Annotated in this window: 16 protein-coding genes; 15 read left to right on the top strand and 1 reads right to left on the bottom strand. The window is 50.5% G+C overall.

The genetic code is table 11. The annotated features are described in order from the left end of the window. Positions 1–47 precede the first annotated feature (47 nt). The 4 genes from cntE (IEW26_RS18460) to rpsN all read left to right on the top strand — a co-directional run bounded on the left by cntE (IEW26_RS18460) (position 48) and on the right by rpsN (position 4,539). A complete protein-coding gene (cntE, locus tag IEW26_RS18460) occupies positions 48–1,229 on the top strand; it encodes a staphylopine family metallophore export MFS transporter CntE (RefSeq protein WP_188593416.1) in 1,182 nt (393 codons plus the stop codon). 98 nt (positions 1,230–1,327) lie between these two features. Then, a complete protein-coding gene (gene cntE / locus IEW26_RS18455) occupies positions 1,328–2,566 on the top strand; it encodes a staphylopine family metallophore export MFS transporter CntE (protein WP_188593509.1) in 1,239 nt (412 codons plus the stop codon). A 389-nt stretch (positions 2,567–2,955) separates the two neighbouring features. Then, positions 2,956–4,152, top strand: a complete 1,197-nt coding sequence (locus tag IEW26_RS18450) for a GTP-binding protein (RefSeq protein ID WP_188593415.1) — start codon at positions 2,956–2,958, stop codon at positions 4,150–4,152. Between the two features lie 117 nt (positions 4,153–4,269). Next, positions 4,270–4,539, top strand: a complete 270-nt coding sequence (rpsN, locus tag IEW26_RS18445) for a 30S ribosomal protein S14 (protein WP_188593508.1) — start codon at positions 4,270–4,272, stop codon at positions 4,537–4,539. 1,028 nt (positions 4,540–5,567) lie between these two features. On the opposite strand, the gene IEW26_RS18440 is transcribed toward rpsN, so the two are convergent. Beyond that, positions 5,568–6,680, bottom strand: coding sequence for a helix-turn-helix transcriptional regulator (locus IEW26_RS18440; RefSeq protein ID WP_188593414.1), 1,113 nt, complete (start codon positions 6,678–6,680; stop codon positions 5,568–5,570). A 359-nt stretch (positions 6,681–7,039) separates the two neighbouring features. On the opposite strand from IEW26_RS18440, the gene modA reads away from it, so the two are divergent. From modA to IEW26_RS18385, 11 genes are all read left to right on the top strand, one after another. Further along, positions 7,040–7,927: a molybdate ABC transporter substrate-binding protein gene (gene modA / locus IEW26_RS18435; protein WP_188593413.1), complete on the top strand. Its 888-nt coding sequence runs from the start codon at positions 7,040–7,042 to the stop codon at positions 7,925–7,927. Then, positions 7,924–8,613, top strand: coding sequence for a molybdate ABC transporter permease subunit (modB, locus tag IEW26_RS18430; RefSeq protein ID WP_188593412.1), 690 nt, complete (start codon positions 7,924–7,926; stop codon positions 8,611–8,613). Before modA ends, modB begins: the two co-directional genes overlap by 4 nt. 241 nt (positions 8,614–8,854) lie before the next feature. Continuing rightward, entirely contained in the window at positions 8,855–9,187 is a 333-nt protein-coding gene (locus IEW26_RS18425) for a hypothetical protein (protein ID WP_145405333.1), read from the top strand. Positions 9,188–9,600: 413 nt separating this feature from the next. Further along, positions 9,601–9,888 carry a nucleoside-diphosphate sugar epimerase gene (locus IEW26_RS18420; protein ID WP_110897441.1) on the top strand — a complete coding sequence of 96 codons (288 nt, stop codon included), beginning with the start codon at positions 9,601–9,603 and terminating at the stop codon, positions 9,886–9,888. A 23-nt stretch (positions 9,889–9,911) separates the two neighbouring features. Beyond that, positions 9,912–10,250, top strand: coding sequence for an alpha-helical endospore appendage domain-containing protein (locus tag IEW26_RS18415; protein ID WP_188593411.1), 339 nt, complete (start codon positions 9,912–9,914; stop codon positions 10,248–10,250). Continuing rightward, positions 10,247–10,546, top strand: coding sequence for a hypothetical protein (locus IEW26_RS18410; protein WP_111269426.1), 300 nt, complete (start codon positions 10,247–10,249; stop codon positions 10,544–10,546). Before IEW26_RS18415 ends, IEW26_RS18410 begins: the two co-directional genes overlap by 4 nt. A 1-nt stretch (position 10,547) precedes the next feature. Beyond that, entirely contained in the window at positions 10,548–10,886 is a 339-nt protein-coding gene (locus IEW26_RS18405) for a hypothetical protein (protein ID WP_188593521.1), read from the top strand. A gap of 29 nt (positions 10,887–10,915) precedes the next feature. Further along, positions 10,916–11,068, top strand: coding sequence for a hypothetical protein (locus IEW26_RS18400; RefSeq protein WP_188593410.1), 153 nt, complete (start codon positions 10,916–10,918; stop codon positions 11,066–11,068). Between the two features lie 56 nt (positions 11,069–11,124). Further along, positions 11,125–12,219, top strand: coding sequence for a CgeB family protein (locus IEW26_RS18395; protein ID WP_188593409.1), 1,095 nt, complete (start codon positions 11,125–11,127; stop codon positions 12,217–12,219). Between the two features lie 63 nt (positions 12,220–12,282). Then, positions 12,283–13,422 carry a CgeB family protein gene (locus IEW26_RS18390; protein ID WP_229729923.1) on the top strand — a complete coding sequence of 380 codons (1,140 nt, stop codon included), beginning with the start codon at positions 12,283–12,285 and terminating at the stop codon, positions 13,420–13,422. Positions 13,423–13,491: 69 nt separating this feature from the next. Further along, positions 13,492–15,117, top strand: a complete 1,626-nt coding sequence (locus IEW26_RS18385; protein ID WP_188593408.1) for a glycosyltransferase — start codon at positions 13,492–13,494, stop codon at positions 15,115–15,117. Positions 15,118–15,176: the final 59 nt, after the last annotated feature.

Raw genomic sequence — 15,176 nt, 5'->3', positions numbered from 1 at the left:
CCTTGGATGCGAGGATGAACGGTTTTGTGTGGAGGAGGAGTAATGTTGTGAATGGCGCGATGTCCTGGCCTTTTTTGCGCTTGTACATTTTGGTGATTTTGTACTTCAGTGTCAATGCGATTCTAAATGTGATCATTCCGCTACAGGGGGCATCTCTCGGTGCAAACAGTACAACCATAGGAGTGATTATGGGGGCGTATATGTTCACCACGATGTTTTTCAGACCTTGGGCGGGCAAAATGATTCAAAAGCACGGTCCGATTAAAATTTTGCGGATCATTCTGATTATTAACGGGTTGGCCTTGATTTTATATACATTTACGGGGCTGGGCGTTTATTTGATTGCCCGCATGATGCAAGGGGTATCCACGGCCTTTTTTTCCATGGCGCTGCAGATTGGCATCATTGATGCACTGCCGGAGAAAGACCGCTCGCAGGGCATTTCGTATTATTCGCTGTTCAGTTATATTCCGGGCATTGTTGGCCCGGTACTGGCTTTAGCCATGTGGCAGGCGGGAGGCATGAACTATTTTACAGTAGTACTGATCGGAATAGCTGTCTGTACAGGCATATTTGGCTACACGGCCAAAATGGAAAAAAATAAAGAGCAGCCGCACCCGGCAGATGCATCTGCGCAGAACGTGAACATGTGGCAATCCTTCGCACAGCTTGTGCTTAATCCGCTGCTGTTTCGCTCCAGTCTGCTGATGCTGAGTGCTTCCGTTGTATTTGGTGCGGTCACCACCTTTATCCCGCTGTATGCGGGTCAAATTCAGGGCGGCCATGCCGGGGTGTATCTGATGCTTCAGGCGGGTACGGTGGTGCTGGCGCGCATTGTACTTCGCAAACGCATTCCTTCGGATGGGCGATGGCATTCGCCGTTTATGATGGGAACGATGCTCCTGCTTGCGATTGCCTCGCAGTGTGTAAGCTTTTCGGTGACGGGCGGCATGATTTTTTTCTATGCTGGTGCTGTGCTGATGGGCATCGCTCAAGCGATTCTGTACCCGACGCTGACGACGTATCTGTCCTTTGTCCTGCCGAAGCTGAATCGCAACGTATTGATGGGTCTGTTTATTGCCACAGCGGATCTGGGCATCTCTCTGGGCGGTGTCATCATGGGACCGATTGCAGATATCTCTTCCTATTCATTTATGTATATGATCTGTGCTATTCTAGGAGCGGTGATGATATTTTTTGCCTATGAACGGCGGACAAGGCTACTGTGAGTTTCTTGAACTGTTCGCCCCGGTGCAGGCATGTGACAGAGGATTGAGGAATACAGTCAGGTCATAGAGAGCGTATGTATGTGATAGAGAAAGCAGGTATGGAAATTTTGAAAGCTTCAACTTCTGTAACAACTACGACCAGTAGAAAATTAAATCCGGTATCCGTTTCGTTTATCGGATTTTATATGCTGGCTTTTTTATTTTTTGCTGCGAACGCGGCTTTGACCATTATTCTGCCCTTGCGAAGTGAGGCATCCGGGTTAAATCAGGCTGAGATCGGTCTGATGATGGGCAGCTACATGTTCACCTGTATGCTGTTGCGGCCGTTTGCAGCACAGATGCTGGGCAAGCATGGGCCGTTGCGCGTGATGCGGTGGCTGCTAATATTGCATGCCGGAACGCTGCTGCTGTTTATCGTGACTGGTGTGGACACGTATCTATGGCTGCGGGCGCTGCAAGGCGTAGCAACTGCATTTTTTTCGATGACGATGCAGGCGGGAATTGTGGAGAGACTGGAAGACAAGGATCGGGCGCAGGGGCTGTCGATGTACACGCTGTTTACGATGGTGCCCTCGCTGGTTATTCCGGTTCTGGCCGTGCAGATCTGGCAAAATGCCAGCGAGCTGGCGTTTACACTGCTGATGATCGGACTGGCTGTGCTTCCCTTGCTGCTCGGATACAAGGTGGATTTGCCGCAGAGCACCGTGCAGAACAAAACGTATACGCTGGGCGATATGCTGCGCTCGTTCAGCGGCATCTGGCGCAGTACACCGCTGCTTGTCAGCAGTGTGGTGATGCTGTTTGCCTCCTGTGTATTTGGCGCAACAGCGACCTTTCTTCCACTCTATATGGTATCGACAGGTGCAGCGAGTGCCGGACTTTTTCTGACGATCCAGGGCCTCGTTGTGATCCTGTGCCGTTTTCTTTTGCGTAAAAAAATCCCGTCGGACGGCAGCTGGAATACATGGCTTATGGCGGGGCTTATGCTTAGTGCTGCGCTGGGAACGCTGCTGCTTAGCCTGATGGATAGCATTGGGCCAGTGGTTTATGTGGCTGCGGTGTTTAGCGGTTTTGCACTGGCCTTGCTGTATCCGACCCTAACGACATATCTGTCCTTTGTACTGCCTGCGGATTCCAGATATGTGCTTATGGGCATTTTCATGTCCTCCTATGATCTGGGCTTCTCGCTTGGCGGGCTGGCGATGGGTGTTGTGGTGCAGATCAGCTCGTATTCGGTCATGTTTACCGTCTGTACGCTGCTCTCTGTAATAGCTTTAATCGTAGTGGTGCTTAGCAGACAGCAGATGGAGGGCAGGGCGGATGCGCCCTCATTTTAAACAGGGTGAGCTAGTGCAGGAGCGCAGGCAGGCTCACTAGAGAGGTGGACGAATACGAATAGGAATACGAACATGAAATATGATTAAAAGTATGAGTGTGAGTGTGAATAACAGCAAAAGTATAAATAAGAGCAAGAGTATGAATTTTGAATAAGCATATTTATAGGAACTTTTAGAACAGGCTTATGATGAAGCTTTGCTAAAGCGCATGGGGGATGCGATTAGGCAGGCAGAAATCGTAAGCTTTTTTTACATTGTTTTTTAGGGCAGGAACGAAAAAAGATTTGACAATGGTGTCAAACAGGATTATAGTCATTGTTGTTAATCGTAATAATTACTATTAAATATCATCTATAAAGATGAACTGCAACTATAAGGAGTCGATTTTCATGACGCAAAAGCAAATACCGGTGACCGTTCTTAGCGGTTATCTGGGATCAGGTAAAACAACGGTTCTAAATCATGTGCTTCACAATCGGCAAGGCTTGAAGGTCGCTGTGATCGTAAATGACATGAGCGAGGTCAACATTGATGCGGCGATGGTCAAAGGTGAAGCAACGCTCTCGCGTACAGAAGAGAAGCTGGTGGAGATGTCTAACGGCTGTATCTGCTGCACGTTGCGCGATGATCTGATGCAGGAGATTGAGAAGCTGGTGAACGAGGGCAAATATGGCTACATCCTGATTGAATCGACAGGCATCAGTGAACCTGTTCCGGTGGCACAGACGTTTACATACGCCGATGAAGAGACAGGCATTGATCTGACTCGTCTGGCGAAGCTGGATTGTCTCGTCACTGTTGTTGATGCCAATCGCTTTTGGCATGATTATGCTTCGGGACAGAGCTTGCTGGATCGCAATCAGGCGACCGGGGAGGAAGATACCCGTGATGTCGTTGACCTGCTCATTGACCAGATCGAAACCTGTGATGTATTGCTGTTGAACAAATGTGATCTGGTGGAAGAGGCGGAATTGCAGAAGCTGGAAGGCATAATCCGCAAGCTGCAGCCGAGTGCGAAGATCGTTCGCACGGTAAACGGACAGGTGAATCCGGTGGAGATTCTGAACACGGGCCGGTTTGATTTTGAGAAGGTGAGCATGTCGGCTGGCTGGATACAGGAGCTGGAAAAGGAAACCCATACACCAGAGACCGAGGAATACGGTATTGGATCATTTGTATATCGCCGCCGGAAGCCCTTCCATCCATCCCGTCTGGCTGAGTTCATGAGTTATTGGCCGGAAGAGATCGTGCGTGCCAAAGGGCTGGTGTGGCTTGCTGCTGAAGGGGATGTGGCTGCCAGCTTGAGCCAGGCGGGGCCCTCTATTCAATTCGGACCTGCGGGGCATTGGGTGGCCGCGCTGCCGGAAGCAGATCAAGCAGAAATTTTGCGGACCGAGCCTGATATGCTTGCCAAATGGGATGCCCGGTGGGGCGATCGCCAAACGGAGCTGGTGATGATCGGCATAGATATGGAGCGTTCCATTATCGAGGATGAACTGGACCAATGCCTGCTCAGCGATGAAGAGATGCTGACGGATTGGGGACATTTTGAGAACCCGCTGCCTTGGCCTGTAGAAGTCATGTAATGAGGACTGAGTTGGCTGAGCTATACGTGAACAGTGAATTGGCTTAGAACGCACGGAGCGTCAGGTGTACATTTTATGAAATATCACATTATTCAAACGATAAAGGAGCTGGAGAATTTGGCTAAAAAATCAAAGGTTGTACGTGAGAAGCAGCGTCAGGCTATAGTGGCAAAGTATGCAGAGCTGCGCAGGGAGCTCAAGGAAAAAGGAGATTATGAGGCTTTGCAGAAGCTGCCTCGTAACGCTTCACCAACAAGATTGAAAAATCGCTGTGAAGTGACAGGCCGTCCGCGTGGATATCTGCGCAAATTCAAAGTATCCCGGATCAAATTCCGTGAGATGGCTCATCAAGGACAAATCCCGGGTGTGACCAAATCCAGCTGGTAAGCCTTACGGAATGGTGTGTTTATAAATGAAAGTAAGAGTGATAGTAAGAGTGGAATTATAGGGCGTATGTGTGGGGCTGGTCATCGGGAATAAGTCAGCAGGATAAGATGGTCAGTCCTGTTGATGTCATTTGGCAGCTAAATTTGTTAAGGGGACTGCAATCGTGGATTACGATGGGGGTCCTCTTTTTGTTGTTGCCGGGAGAAGTTAGGAATGCGATGCGCAGTTGGCGGTAAGAGTGAGATGATGCGATTACAGTGACATTAAGGTAACTGAGCAGCGAGAGGGAATGAGGTGCTTCGAGAGAGTGGAGTGGCTTGGCGTCAGGAGTGAGATGGTGAGAGAGTGGAGTAACTGGTGTCATGAGTGAGGTAGTGGTGTGGGAGCGGAGCAACCTGGCGTCAGGAGTGAGATGGTGCGAGGGAGGGAAGTAACTTGGCGTTAGGGGTGAAGTGTGCGAGAGAGTGGAGTGACTTAGCGTCAGGAGTGGAGTGTGCGAGAGAGTAGAGTAACTTAGTGTCAGGAGTGAGGTGGTGCAGAAGAGTGGAGTAACTTGGCGTTAGGGAGGACTGATATGCACAACATCATATTGTGTCAAAATAAACTCACCAAAGCACGATCAAGTAAGGAGTAAATTGTTAACGATTCCTAGGAACGCTATTTGCCCGGATTTAGCTAGTTTTGAATTCTAACGATTCGTAGAAGCGCTATTTTGCTGAAAATAGCGGTTTTCGTAGGGAAAATGTTGAAATTGAGCCGAATAAGGTTTGTAGGAATCGTTAGATTTTTCTAAACGTGAGAATGGGGGAAATAAGCCTTCTACGATTCGTTAGCGACAGGAGCGAAGTGCGAGAGAGTAGAGTAACTTAGTGTCAGGAGCGAAGTGTACGAGGGAGTGGAGTAACTTGGATACAGGGAGTGAGGTGGTGCGGGGGCGTGGAGTAACTTAGTGTCAGGAGTGAGATACTGCCAGGGAGCGGAGTAACTACACAGTCCGTCCCCCCACCTACAGGCCCTCACTTCTACAGCTATGCCTCATATAAAATCTCACCCGTACGGGATACATCGTATCCTTCAAATGCCTTCAGCTCCTGCTGGAATTCCAGAGATTGCAGGATACGCAGCACCGACTCGATCCAGGCCTCGTTGCCGTGTTTTCGTAGCATAACCAGGTCATATCTCTCTTGAACGAGCGGGATAAAATCAACCTTTCCCACAAGACGGGCGGCTTTTTCAATACCTATACCAACATCGGCTTCGCCGGAGCTGACTTTGGCTGCCACGCCCATATGGCTTGTTTCCTCCACATCATACCCGAGCAGCTCCGCAGTTGATATTCCATTCAGCCGCAGCTGCTCATCCAGCAGTACCCGGGCTCCCGAGCCCTTTTCACGATTCGCAAGGCGTAGCCCTGCCCTGTTCAAATCGGTCCAGTCATTTAACTGAAGAGGATTACCACGCGGAACGTACAGACCCGCAGGACGGGTCAGCAGATTTACAACGACGTATGACCAGCCTGTTAAAATTTTGCGGATATATGGCAGATTGTACTCTCCAGTGTCTCCATCCAGTAGATGTGTGCTGACCAGATCGGACTCGCCGCGATACATTGAGATCAGACCGTCCAGACTACCCATAAAGGAGCGCAATGGACGAATGTCTCTTGATTGTTTTTCGATGTGACGCATCAGAATATCCAGGCTGACATCCTGACCCGTAATGACCAGATGGCGTGTTGCACCGGCGCTGTTCTGTCCGAAACCAGCTGGAGAGTTGACGTACGAAGAAGGAGCCATCTGCGAAGCAGACGACACTGCTGCCCCGATTGTATGAGCTGCATACTGTACCTCCCCCTGCCCCGCGAGTATATTCGAGCTGGTATGCTGCTCCTGTGTTCCAATGGGTCCAGCAGCCTGCTGATTCACGCCTGAGCCGCTCACGCCTGTTGACTGCTGCGTCGGGGACTGAAGCTGCTTGGAGCGGCGTTTATAGGCTTCCAGATCTGTGGCGTCAATGCGCATTTGTTTGCCTACCCGATAGGCGACAAGGTCTCCCTTTTTGATCAAATCATAGACGGTCAGTTTCGATATTTTAAGCATCTTGGCAATGTCTTCGGTTGTGTAGGATTGCTCCTCCGTCATGAGTGAAGAACCTCCCTTTATATGATAAGGCCGTAAAACTCCGGCGTTTCATGCAATGTGTTTATTGCAAGCAGGATAACAGAAGTTGCACCCGAAATCATTCCTGAACGGGTTGTTATCGATCCGATACTGATGCTGCTAGATGCAGACGTTTCTTGTACTATACCACTATTTAAAGGTCTTCATAAACCTGTATCTGAAGGTAAACATAAACCTGTGTAGTTTGTAACTGCATCCTTCCCAGTACTCTTCAAGAAAAATGTGATGCCATTCACCTTTCCATTTTAAACGTTCTGTGTATAATTAGTTATAATTAAATATAACTAGTTATAACTAAACATAACTTTGGGGGAGAATGAATGAACAAGAGAGCTGGAACCTTACTTGGAGTTATATCACTAAGTCTCGCACTTGTGCTGGCAGGCTGCGGGGCAAACGGCAGTTCGGCAACAGAGAAGCCGGATGCATCATCCGCGACTAACCAGACTGCAGCCTCTACACCAGCAGCATCTGGTGAGGGTACATCACCAGCTACGTCAGAATCCAAGGAAAAAGTCGAGCTAACGATATCGGCGGCAGCAAGCCTGACCGATGCCATGACAGAGATCAAAACCAGCTATGAACAGGCACATCCCAACATCAGCCTGAATTTTAACTTCGGGGCTTCGGGTGCGCTGCAGCAGCAGATTGAGCAAGGAGCACCCACAGATATTTTTGTATCGGCTTCAGCTAAAAATATGAAGGCTCTGGTCGATGAACATCTGATCGCATCCACAGACCAGAAAAATCTGCTGCAAAACTCACTGGTAGCCATCGTGCCCGCAGATGGGACAAGTACAGTCACCAGTGAGAAGGACCTGGCTAATGACGCCATCAAAACGGTAGCCATTGGCATTCCCGAGAGTGTGCCCGCTGGAACATATGCAAAAGAAGCTCTGACCAACGCGAAGCTGTGGGATCAGCTTGAGAAAAAGCTTGTGCAAGGGAAAGACGTCAGACAGGTGCTGCAGTATGTCGAAACAGGCAATGCGGATGCAGGCTTTGTGTACAAAACCGATGCACTGACCTCCAAGCAGGTGAAAATTGCATTTGAAGTGGACAAAAACAGTTATACCCCGGCGAACTATCCGCTTGGCATTATTGAGGACACGAAGCACCGTACAGAGGCCGAACAATTCTATGCCTATCTGCAAACACCGGAAGTGCTGGACATTTTCGCTAAATACGGATTCACGATCCCGCAATGAATATAAATGCAATCGACTGGTCCATGTTCTGGTCACCAGTGCGCTTGTCCCTGCAGGTGGCGCTGCTATCCAGCATTGCTGCATTATTGATTGGCGTGGCCGTTGCCTGGAAAATGTCCCGTGCTTCCTTTCGAGGCAGAGTGTTTCTGGAGACCCTGCTTATGCTTCCACTTGTTCTGCCACCAACAGTCGTTGGCTTCCTGCTGTTGGTGCTGCTGGGCCGTAGAAGTTTGCTCGGTCGCTGGATCGAAGCGATCTTCTCGGCTCCAGTCATTTTCTCGTGGTGGGCAGCTGTAATTGCTTCGATAGTGGTGGCCTTTCCTCTGGTGTACCAGACGATGAAATCCGGCTTTAACGGGGTCGATCGGGACCTGGAAGATGCAGGACGCTCTATCGGAGCGAATGAGTGGCAGGTATTCCGATACATTACGCTGCCGCTTGCAGGCAGAGCACTGATGACCGCATTTATTCTGGGCTTTGCTCGCGCTCTGGGTGAATTCGGTGCAACCTTGATGATTGCGGGCAACATTCCTGGCAAAACACAGACCGTACCCACGGCTATATATGTAGCTGTCGATTCAGGAAATCAGACCATGGCCTGGGCCTGGACCATTTCCATTATTATCATTTCATTTCTGATGTTACTGATGACGAGACAGCAGCGTGATTACCAAAAATCATCATAGATTTGCCTGTAACCCGCTTGGAGAACTGTTCTCCAATGGCGGGTTTTTCTTATGAATTACAAGACATATGTCCTCAGGTGCAATGAAATTGATCATATTGGAAAAGTAAAGCCCTTTTCGCGGAAAAAAAACAAATTTTTTTCCAAATTTCTGCTGTTCAGTACTCGCTTTCAGGGGGCTTGTTCCTGTAAAATAGGAGGTAACTGATTCCAGCCAAGCATTGAAATAAGGAGAGACGACGATGAACACTAAACCTGATTGCGACATATCGTTGCAAATCGATGATTATCTGGATCTTTTGCATTTTGCCATCCAAATTCAAGATCAGGAATGGCGCCAGTCCCTTATCCAGCAGCTCAAAATATTTCAAATTGCACCGGAGCAGCAGCATACGCCCGAAGAAGAATTGTGGATGAGATTCGATTACATCAATAGCAAATTGACAGGTCTATGTCATCAGATTCATGCCGCGCATTCGGTGGATGAACGCAAAAAGTTTGAAGAGCGAATCGGCGTGTTACAACTGCAGCGGGTGGAAGTGGCACGTAAAATCAAATGGGCCAGCCGAAGATAGACACTGCTCCTATGATTCACGAATAGATGACAAACGACAGAAACTGGATAATACACGAAACAGAGCCATGCTCCTCATATTGAGGGGATGGCTTTTTTGCTTGCAGAATACCTCTAGCCTAGCTCATCCTACTCGATGAACCGACATCGGCTCATCATCCAGAGCTTGTTGGTGAGGCGCAGACAGTATTGTGGAGGAAGGGGCGACGGAGGATGTATTCAGCAGACCGCAGCAGGAACGCGCCCGGCAATTTCTCAGTCGGTACGCTGCGGAATGGTGTTATTTCATTTCACGATATAGGCGCAAGCTGTAGTAACTGACGATCCCGGCCCGGCATATGTTGTAACAGGCAAATGCTGATAGGCCGGTTTTTTCTGTGGGGAAGCAGGCCTTGACCCGAAAGGAGGAGCACCATGCAGAGCAAAATTGATGAAATTATTACACATATCGCCCATTCCCATCAGCAGATCGCAAGGGTATTGGATGCCAAACGTCAGGTTGCTGTACGCATGTCGGAAATTATCCATCATTTGCCCGATATCGAGCCGGAGCTGGACGGGGTTGAGGGGCTGCTGGACAGCTCGGGACAGATAAACAAAAGCATCATCTCCTACCTGGGGGGGCTGGCTGACCTGGAAGAAGCTGTGGCCGAGACGCTGACCCAGGTCATGCGGGAGATTGCAGTGCAGGAGGAAGAATAAGCCCGGAAGGCGGGTGATGAAACATGAGCAGAGAACAAAGCCTTATTCTGATGCTGGATGCAGCAGCCAAAATGCAGTGGAACATTGCGCTGATTCTGGAGGCGAAGGCGATTGAGGCGGAGAAGGTGCGAAACTGGACGCTGAATCATCTGAACGGGGACAGCTTTTTGACCCATAGCGATCAGGTTGGCGAACCGCTGAAAATGCATGAGCAGCTGGTGGAGCTGCTGGAAGGCTTAACCCGCATGGAAACGGGGTTATGCAACAATCTTAAAGCGGTTATGGTTCAGAATGACAGCGAAGATAGCGGCATGGACGGGGGCATGTTTGGCGGCATGGATCTCGGGGATATGGGAAAATGAGTCTCTTGCAGCGTGAGCAGGAGGTCAAACTGGCGCTCATTGAATCCATTGCCCACAGTCAGCAGGCCCTGGCCCGTATTCTGGACAGTGTAGCCAGTGTATCGTCTCATTCGGAGGTATCTGCTCGCAGTCTTGCCGAGAATATACGTCTGCTTAGTCGCTATCAGGAAGAGATGTCTCGTATGGTCACAGGCGTCAGGCTCTCCCGAATTCGTTATGGTGAGCCGGGTCTGCCTTGGCTCAAAGACCCCGCGTGTGTCATCCGTGCCGCCGGGGACCTACAGGAGGAATGCTGATATGTTAAAGAAGAAGTCCAGGCTGAAAACAAAACGTGCTTTGGTCGCTCGTGGCGCCCGGCTGCGCAAAATCCGCAAGCTGCGCGCGCTGAAATCAAAACGTGTCGTTCATAAACGTACAGGCAAAGGACGCAGTGCGTGGCTGAAAAAAAAGAAACGCACGGTGCGGCGGCATCGCAATGTGAAGGCCGTTCAACCTGTCGTCCCGACCACCCCTACCGATCCAAACCCCGACAACGCATACAGTCAAGGATACAACGAAGCATACAACGAAGGCTTCAATGCGGGTTTCGCCAAGGGTTTCGAGGACGGACACCAATTGGCTTACAAGGCACAGTAATGCAGGCATTGAAGGACTAACTTACAGGTATGGCAACAACCCGGGGGACAATTCCTCCGGGTTATTTACATAACCGCTGCAGCGGACATGCCCGTGCAGGCGGACATGGAGGGCAGACGCCAATTTTGCGCCTTGCAGGACACCCGTCCATGATGCATCTGACCCCGGGGCATATCCTTTAGAGGGAAGACCAATCTCGTGGAGAGTCCGAAAAGGGATCTCCTTGAAGGAAGACAGGGTGAAGAATGTGGCAAAACGAAGACACCGCCCGCTGACGGAAGCGGAGGCGGCCTACCGCGGCGGATATGCAGAAGGCCGCAGGTTTGGCGGCTGTCAGGCCATCATGGAGCGGGTACAGCCATATGTGCCAGCCCCGCGGGACATGAAGGTGCTGTATATCCCACAGGGTTTCGATGCTATTGATGAGGGTGTCATCTCGGCACTGCAGCAGTCCGTTCGGGAATGCGTTGTTGGATCGCCAGCAGCGATGCTGCAGGAAGCCGGTCAGCATCGGCCGGATGTTGTTCTGGTGATGAACGGTCTGCATGTGTTTCCCGAGAATCACCTGGAACAGGTAAGAGGAATCCGTGAGCTGGGGATACGGACAGCGATATGGTTTGTCGATGACCCTTACTTTACAGAGGACACCGCATCCATCTGTCAGCATTATGACATTGTATTTACACATGAGGAGGCAGCCGTTTCTTTCTACAGAGACAAAGGAGCACAATGTGTCATTTATATGCCGCTGGCTGTAAATCCGGGCATGTTTCATCCGCGTCGTACAGAGCCGCAGCATCAGTACGATATCTGTTTTATCGGCACTGGTTTCTGGAACCGGATTGACCTTTTCAATCAGCTCGCTCCTTATCTGGCAGATAAAAAAGTGTTTATTGCCGGAAGTCAGTGGAGCCGGCTGGCCCGGCTGGATGTGCTGGGGCAGTTCATCCACGAAGGATGGATTGATCCGGCGGCAACGGTGGATTATTACAACGGAGCGAAGATTGTCATTAATGTACACAGAACCTGTGAGAACGGGGAGGACAATCGTAACACGCACCAGCTGGAGGGGAACTCGATCAATCCACGCACTTATGAGATCAGCGCGTGCGGCACGATGCAGATTACGGATACTCGCGGAGATCTGCCCCGCTATTACCGTCCCGGGTATGACATTGAAACCTTCACGACAGCGGCAGAGCTGCAGCGCAAAATCCAGCATTATCTGCATCATGAGGAGGAACGACAGGCTATGGCTTGGCGTGGCTTGCTCACAACGCTCAATCGTCATACGTTTAACCGCCGAATGGCCGAGTTGTTAGGACATTTGTAGCTTTCCTTCTGCTTGAAGGAGGAAACCGGAAACACTTTATCCCAAATAAAAAGGAGTGGCAGTATGTCTCTCAAACACCGTAAAACGAGAAAGCTTCATGCACCTGTACTCAGCCTGGCCGATCAGGCACGCAAAAACGGGCAGCGGGCCGGATTTGATGCAGGTAAGGAAGAAGGATACCTGCGCGGCCGTGCCAACTATATTGTGAATTGTGCACAAGAGCCGCTGCCCTTCCGGCAGCTTCACGTGCTGTACGTTTCTTCGGGGAAAGGCTTCCCATACTCCCCCATTGATGAAGCGATCATGACTACACTGCAGGGCATGGTGGCCCAGGTGACATTATCTGATCCACGTCAGCCGGTATCTCAGGTTGCGCTGGAAACACGTCCTGATCTGGTGCTTGTGCTGGATGGCATGGATATCCCGATCGAGCATATTGATGCGATACGTCAAGCCGGAATTCAGACGGCAATCTGGCTGACGGATGACCCGTATTATACCGATATGACGCTGGAGATGGTGAAGCATTTCGACCATGTGTTCACACTGGAACTGAACTGTGTGGAATTATACCGCCAGCATGGCTGTGCGTCCGTGCATTATATGCCTTTTGCAGCCTTTACCAACCATTACTTCCCGATTACTACCCCTTCCCCGCTGAAACGGGATGTCAGCTTTATCGGCTCTGCCTACTGGAACCGCGTGTATTTCTTCAACCCGATCATGCCGCAGCTGATGTCACACAACACGGTATTTAACGGCATCTGGTGGGACCGTCTGCCAGACTATACAGCCTATGGAGAGAAGATTGAGCTGGGCCGCTGGATGAGTCCACAAGAAACGAATGATGTTTACAATGGCACCAAAATTGTGATTAACCTGCACCGTTCCCATGAGGATGATTCAGTCAACAACAACCAGGTCAAAATTCCACCGGCTTCGCCGAACCCGAGAACATTTGAAATTGCTGCGAGCACGACATTGCAGCTGACCGATGCACGGGATGATCTGGCTCGTTTCTACAAACCGGGCGTGGAGATCGAGACGTATTCTTCACCACAGGAGATGATGGAGAAGGTGGAGTATTACCTTGCACATGAGAAGGAGCGGCGCGAAATTGCTCTGCGGGGACTGGAGCGGACGCTGAAGGATCACACGTATGGCAGACGTATAAACGAAATGTTGAGCATTATATTCCCTTAATCTCGGCCAGGAGGAGGTGTGCACAGTGCCCTGTATCGGCTTGTCTGTATACAGGGTCCGTGTGCGGCCATGGCAATGAAACCAAAGCTGTTGTTGTTTTCACATGTATGCAACACTCGCAGTATTACCGGGGCGGAGAAGCTGCTGCTTCATTTTATGAAAGAGATTGATTCGATCTTTGAATGTGTGCTCGTTGCACCGCAGGAAGGGAAGCTTACCGGGTTTGCACGAAGGTACGGTGTACATGTTCATATATGTAATCTGCCGATGCTTCACGGTGTGTACACTCCTTATCAGGGCATTGCGCAGGATGCGGAAAATTTGCGGCATACGCCAGCATTTCAAGATGCAATTTCACTGTTTAAGCGCTACGAGCCGGATATTATTTTGACGAATACCTGCGTGAATGTGATGCCTGCCGTGGCGGCAAAATCGTTAGGCATCCCCGTTATCTGGAAAATTACCGAGATTATTCAGACGACTGAGCATACAGCCGAGGCGATTCAGATGATCGGCCGTTACGCAGACTGGATTGTTGGCATTTCAGAGACGGCAGCGGCGCCCTTCAAACAGGCGGGGATGAGTGACAGGGTTACGGTTATTTCTCCGACATGGGAACCGTCTCTGCCTGCCCCGGACCGCTGGCTGCATCTGCGTGAGCGCAAACGCAAGCAGCTTGGCCTTAAAGACACGCATACCTGCATCGGTTATATTTCTTCCTTTATATATGATGCCAAGGGTTTGAAGCCCTTTGTAGATATGGCACTGCGATTGTGTGAGACACAGCCTCGTTGTCGCTTCTGGGTGATCGGCGCACCTTCGGACAAAAAGTATTATGACGAGTGTGCGTCCAGAGTAAAACGTTCCGGGTATGCAAAACGCTTTATTTTCACCACATTTGAGGAAAATGTGTCTCTGGCCTACACCGCGATGGATATCGTGGTTATCCCGAGCATGGTGAAGGAAGGCTTTGGCATGACAGCACTGGAGGGGCTTTATTTTGCCAAACCCGTCATTGCTTTCGCCCAAGGTGGTCTCAAGGAATTGATGGAATCCGTGGGCAGCAGTGCGTTTTTGGCCCCGCCGGGGGATAGTGAAGCGCTCGTCACGCTCGCAATGACGCTGTTGAATGATTCGGAGCTGGCTTCGGATACCGGATGGCGCAACCGGACAGAAGCGGAAAAGCTGTACGGTATTGAAACCTACCGAGTGAAGCTGCATACGATGGTCACACAGTGGTTATTGCGTTTTCCCGGATGGTTCAAATATATCCAGCCGCCGAACGGCCCTGTCTTGACATGGGGAGAGGGCGGTTTGCGCACGGTGCTGTCACCCGACCCGTCGCTTGTCAAGGCGCGGTTGTTTCCGGAGAGCATTGTGCAGCTTCTTCCTCGTTCCTCGCTGCCTCCAGTAGCGGTAGCGCTTCATGATGGTGGAGGCATACAGCCTCACAAGGCAGAGGAGCGGATCCAGCTCGAAGGCCAAGCGAGAAAGCGCCGTCGCAAGAAAGGCATTTTAGCCGTCCGGCGCGGGCTTAAAAAGCTGAAGCGGAGTGTTCGAGCCCGGAAGAAAAGTGTCAGGGCCCGTAAAACGGCAGGGCGAAGTATCGATGCTCCGAAGAGGTCCGCACGCAGACGTTCCCCCGGGAGAAAGACACGCAGCCGCAGAATACGCAAAGGCTCCAGTGCCAGATAAAGGCCGGGGTTTCCAATACACGTTAGAAAAAAACAAAAAGACGATAGGAAAAGGGGTTC

Origin of the sequence: Paenibacillus silvae (genome assembly GCF_014639235.1) — a bacterium.
Lineage (GTDB): Bacteria > Bacillota > Bacilli > Paenibacillales > Paenibacillaceae > Paenibacillus > Paenibacillus silvae.
This window is presented reverse-complemented; position numbering and strand designations above follow the sequence as displayed.

Coding starts and splice junctions, on each gene's coding strand:
- IEW26_RS18420 (WP_110897441.1), top strand. CDS start 9,601: ATGCAGAGCAAAATTGATGAAATTATTACACATATCGCCCATTCCCAT.
- modB (WP_188593412.1), top strand. CDS start 7,924: ATGAATATAAATGCAATCGACTGGTCCATGTTCTGGTCACCAGTGCGC.
- cntE (WP_188593509.1), top strand. CDS start 1,328: ATGGAAATTTTGAAAGCTTCAACTTCTGTAACAACTACGACCAGTAGA.
- IEW26_RS18385 (WP_188593408.1), top strand. CDS start 13,492: ATGGCAATGAAACCAAAGCTGTTGTTGTTTTCACATGTATGCAACACT.
- IEW26_RS18390 (WP_229729923.1), top strand. CDS start 12,283: ATGTCTCTCAAACACCGTAAAACGAGAAAGCTTCATGCACCTGTACTC.
- IEW26_RS18450 (WP_188593415.1), top strand. CDS start 2,956: ATGACGCAAAAGCAAATACCGGTGACCGTTCTTAGCGGTTATCTGGGA.
- IEW26_RS18415 (WP_188593411.1), top strand. CDS start 9,912: ATGAGCAGAGAACAAAGCCTTATTCTGATGCTGGATGCAGCAGCCAAA.
- modA (WP_188593413.1), top strand. CDS start 7,040: ATGAACAAGAGAGCTGGAACCTTACTTGGAGTTATATCACTAAGTCTC.
- IEW26_RS18410 (WP_111269426.1), top strand. CDS start 10,247: ATGAGTCTCTTGCAGCGTGAGCAGGAGGTCAAACTGGCGCTCATTGAA.
- IEW26_RS18425 (WP_145405333.1), top strand. CDS start 8,855: ATGAACACTAAACCTGATTGCGACATATCGTTGCAAATCGATGATTAT.
- IEW26_RS18400 (WP_188593410.1), top strand. CDS start 10,916: ATGGCAACAACCCGGGGGACAATTCCTCCGGGTTATTTACATAACCGC.
- IEW26_RS18440 (WP_188593414.1), bottom strand. CDS start 6,680: ATGACGGAGGAGCAATCCTACACAACCGAAGACATTGCCAAGATGCTT.
- IEW26_RS18405 (WP_188593521.1), top strand. CDS start 10,548: ATGTTAAAGAAGAAGTCCAGGCTGAAAACAAAACGTGCTTTGGTCGCT.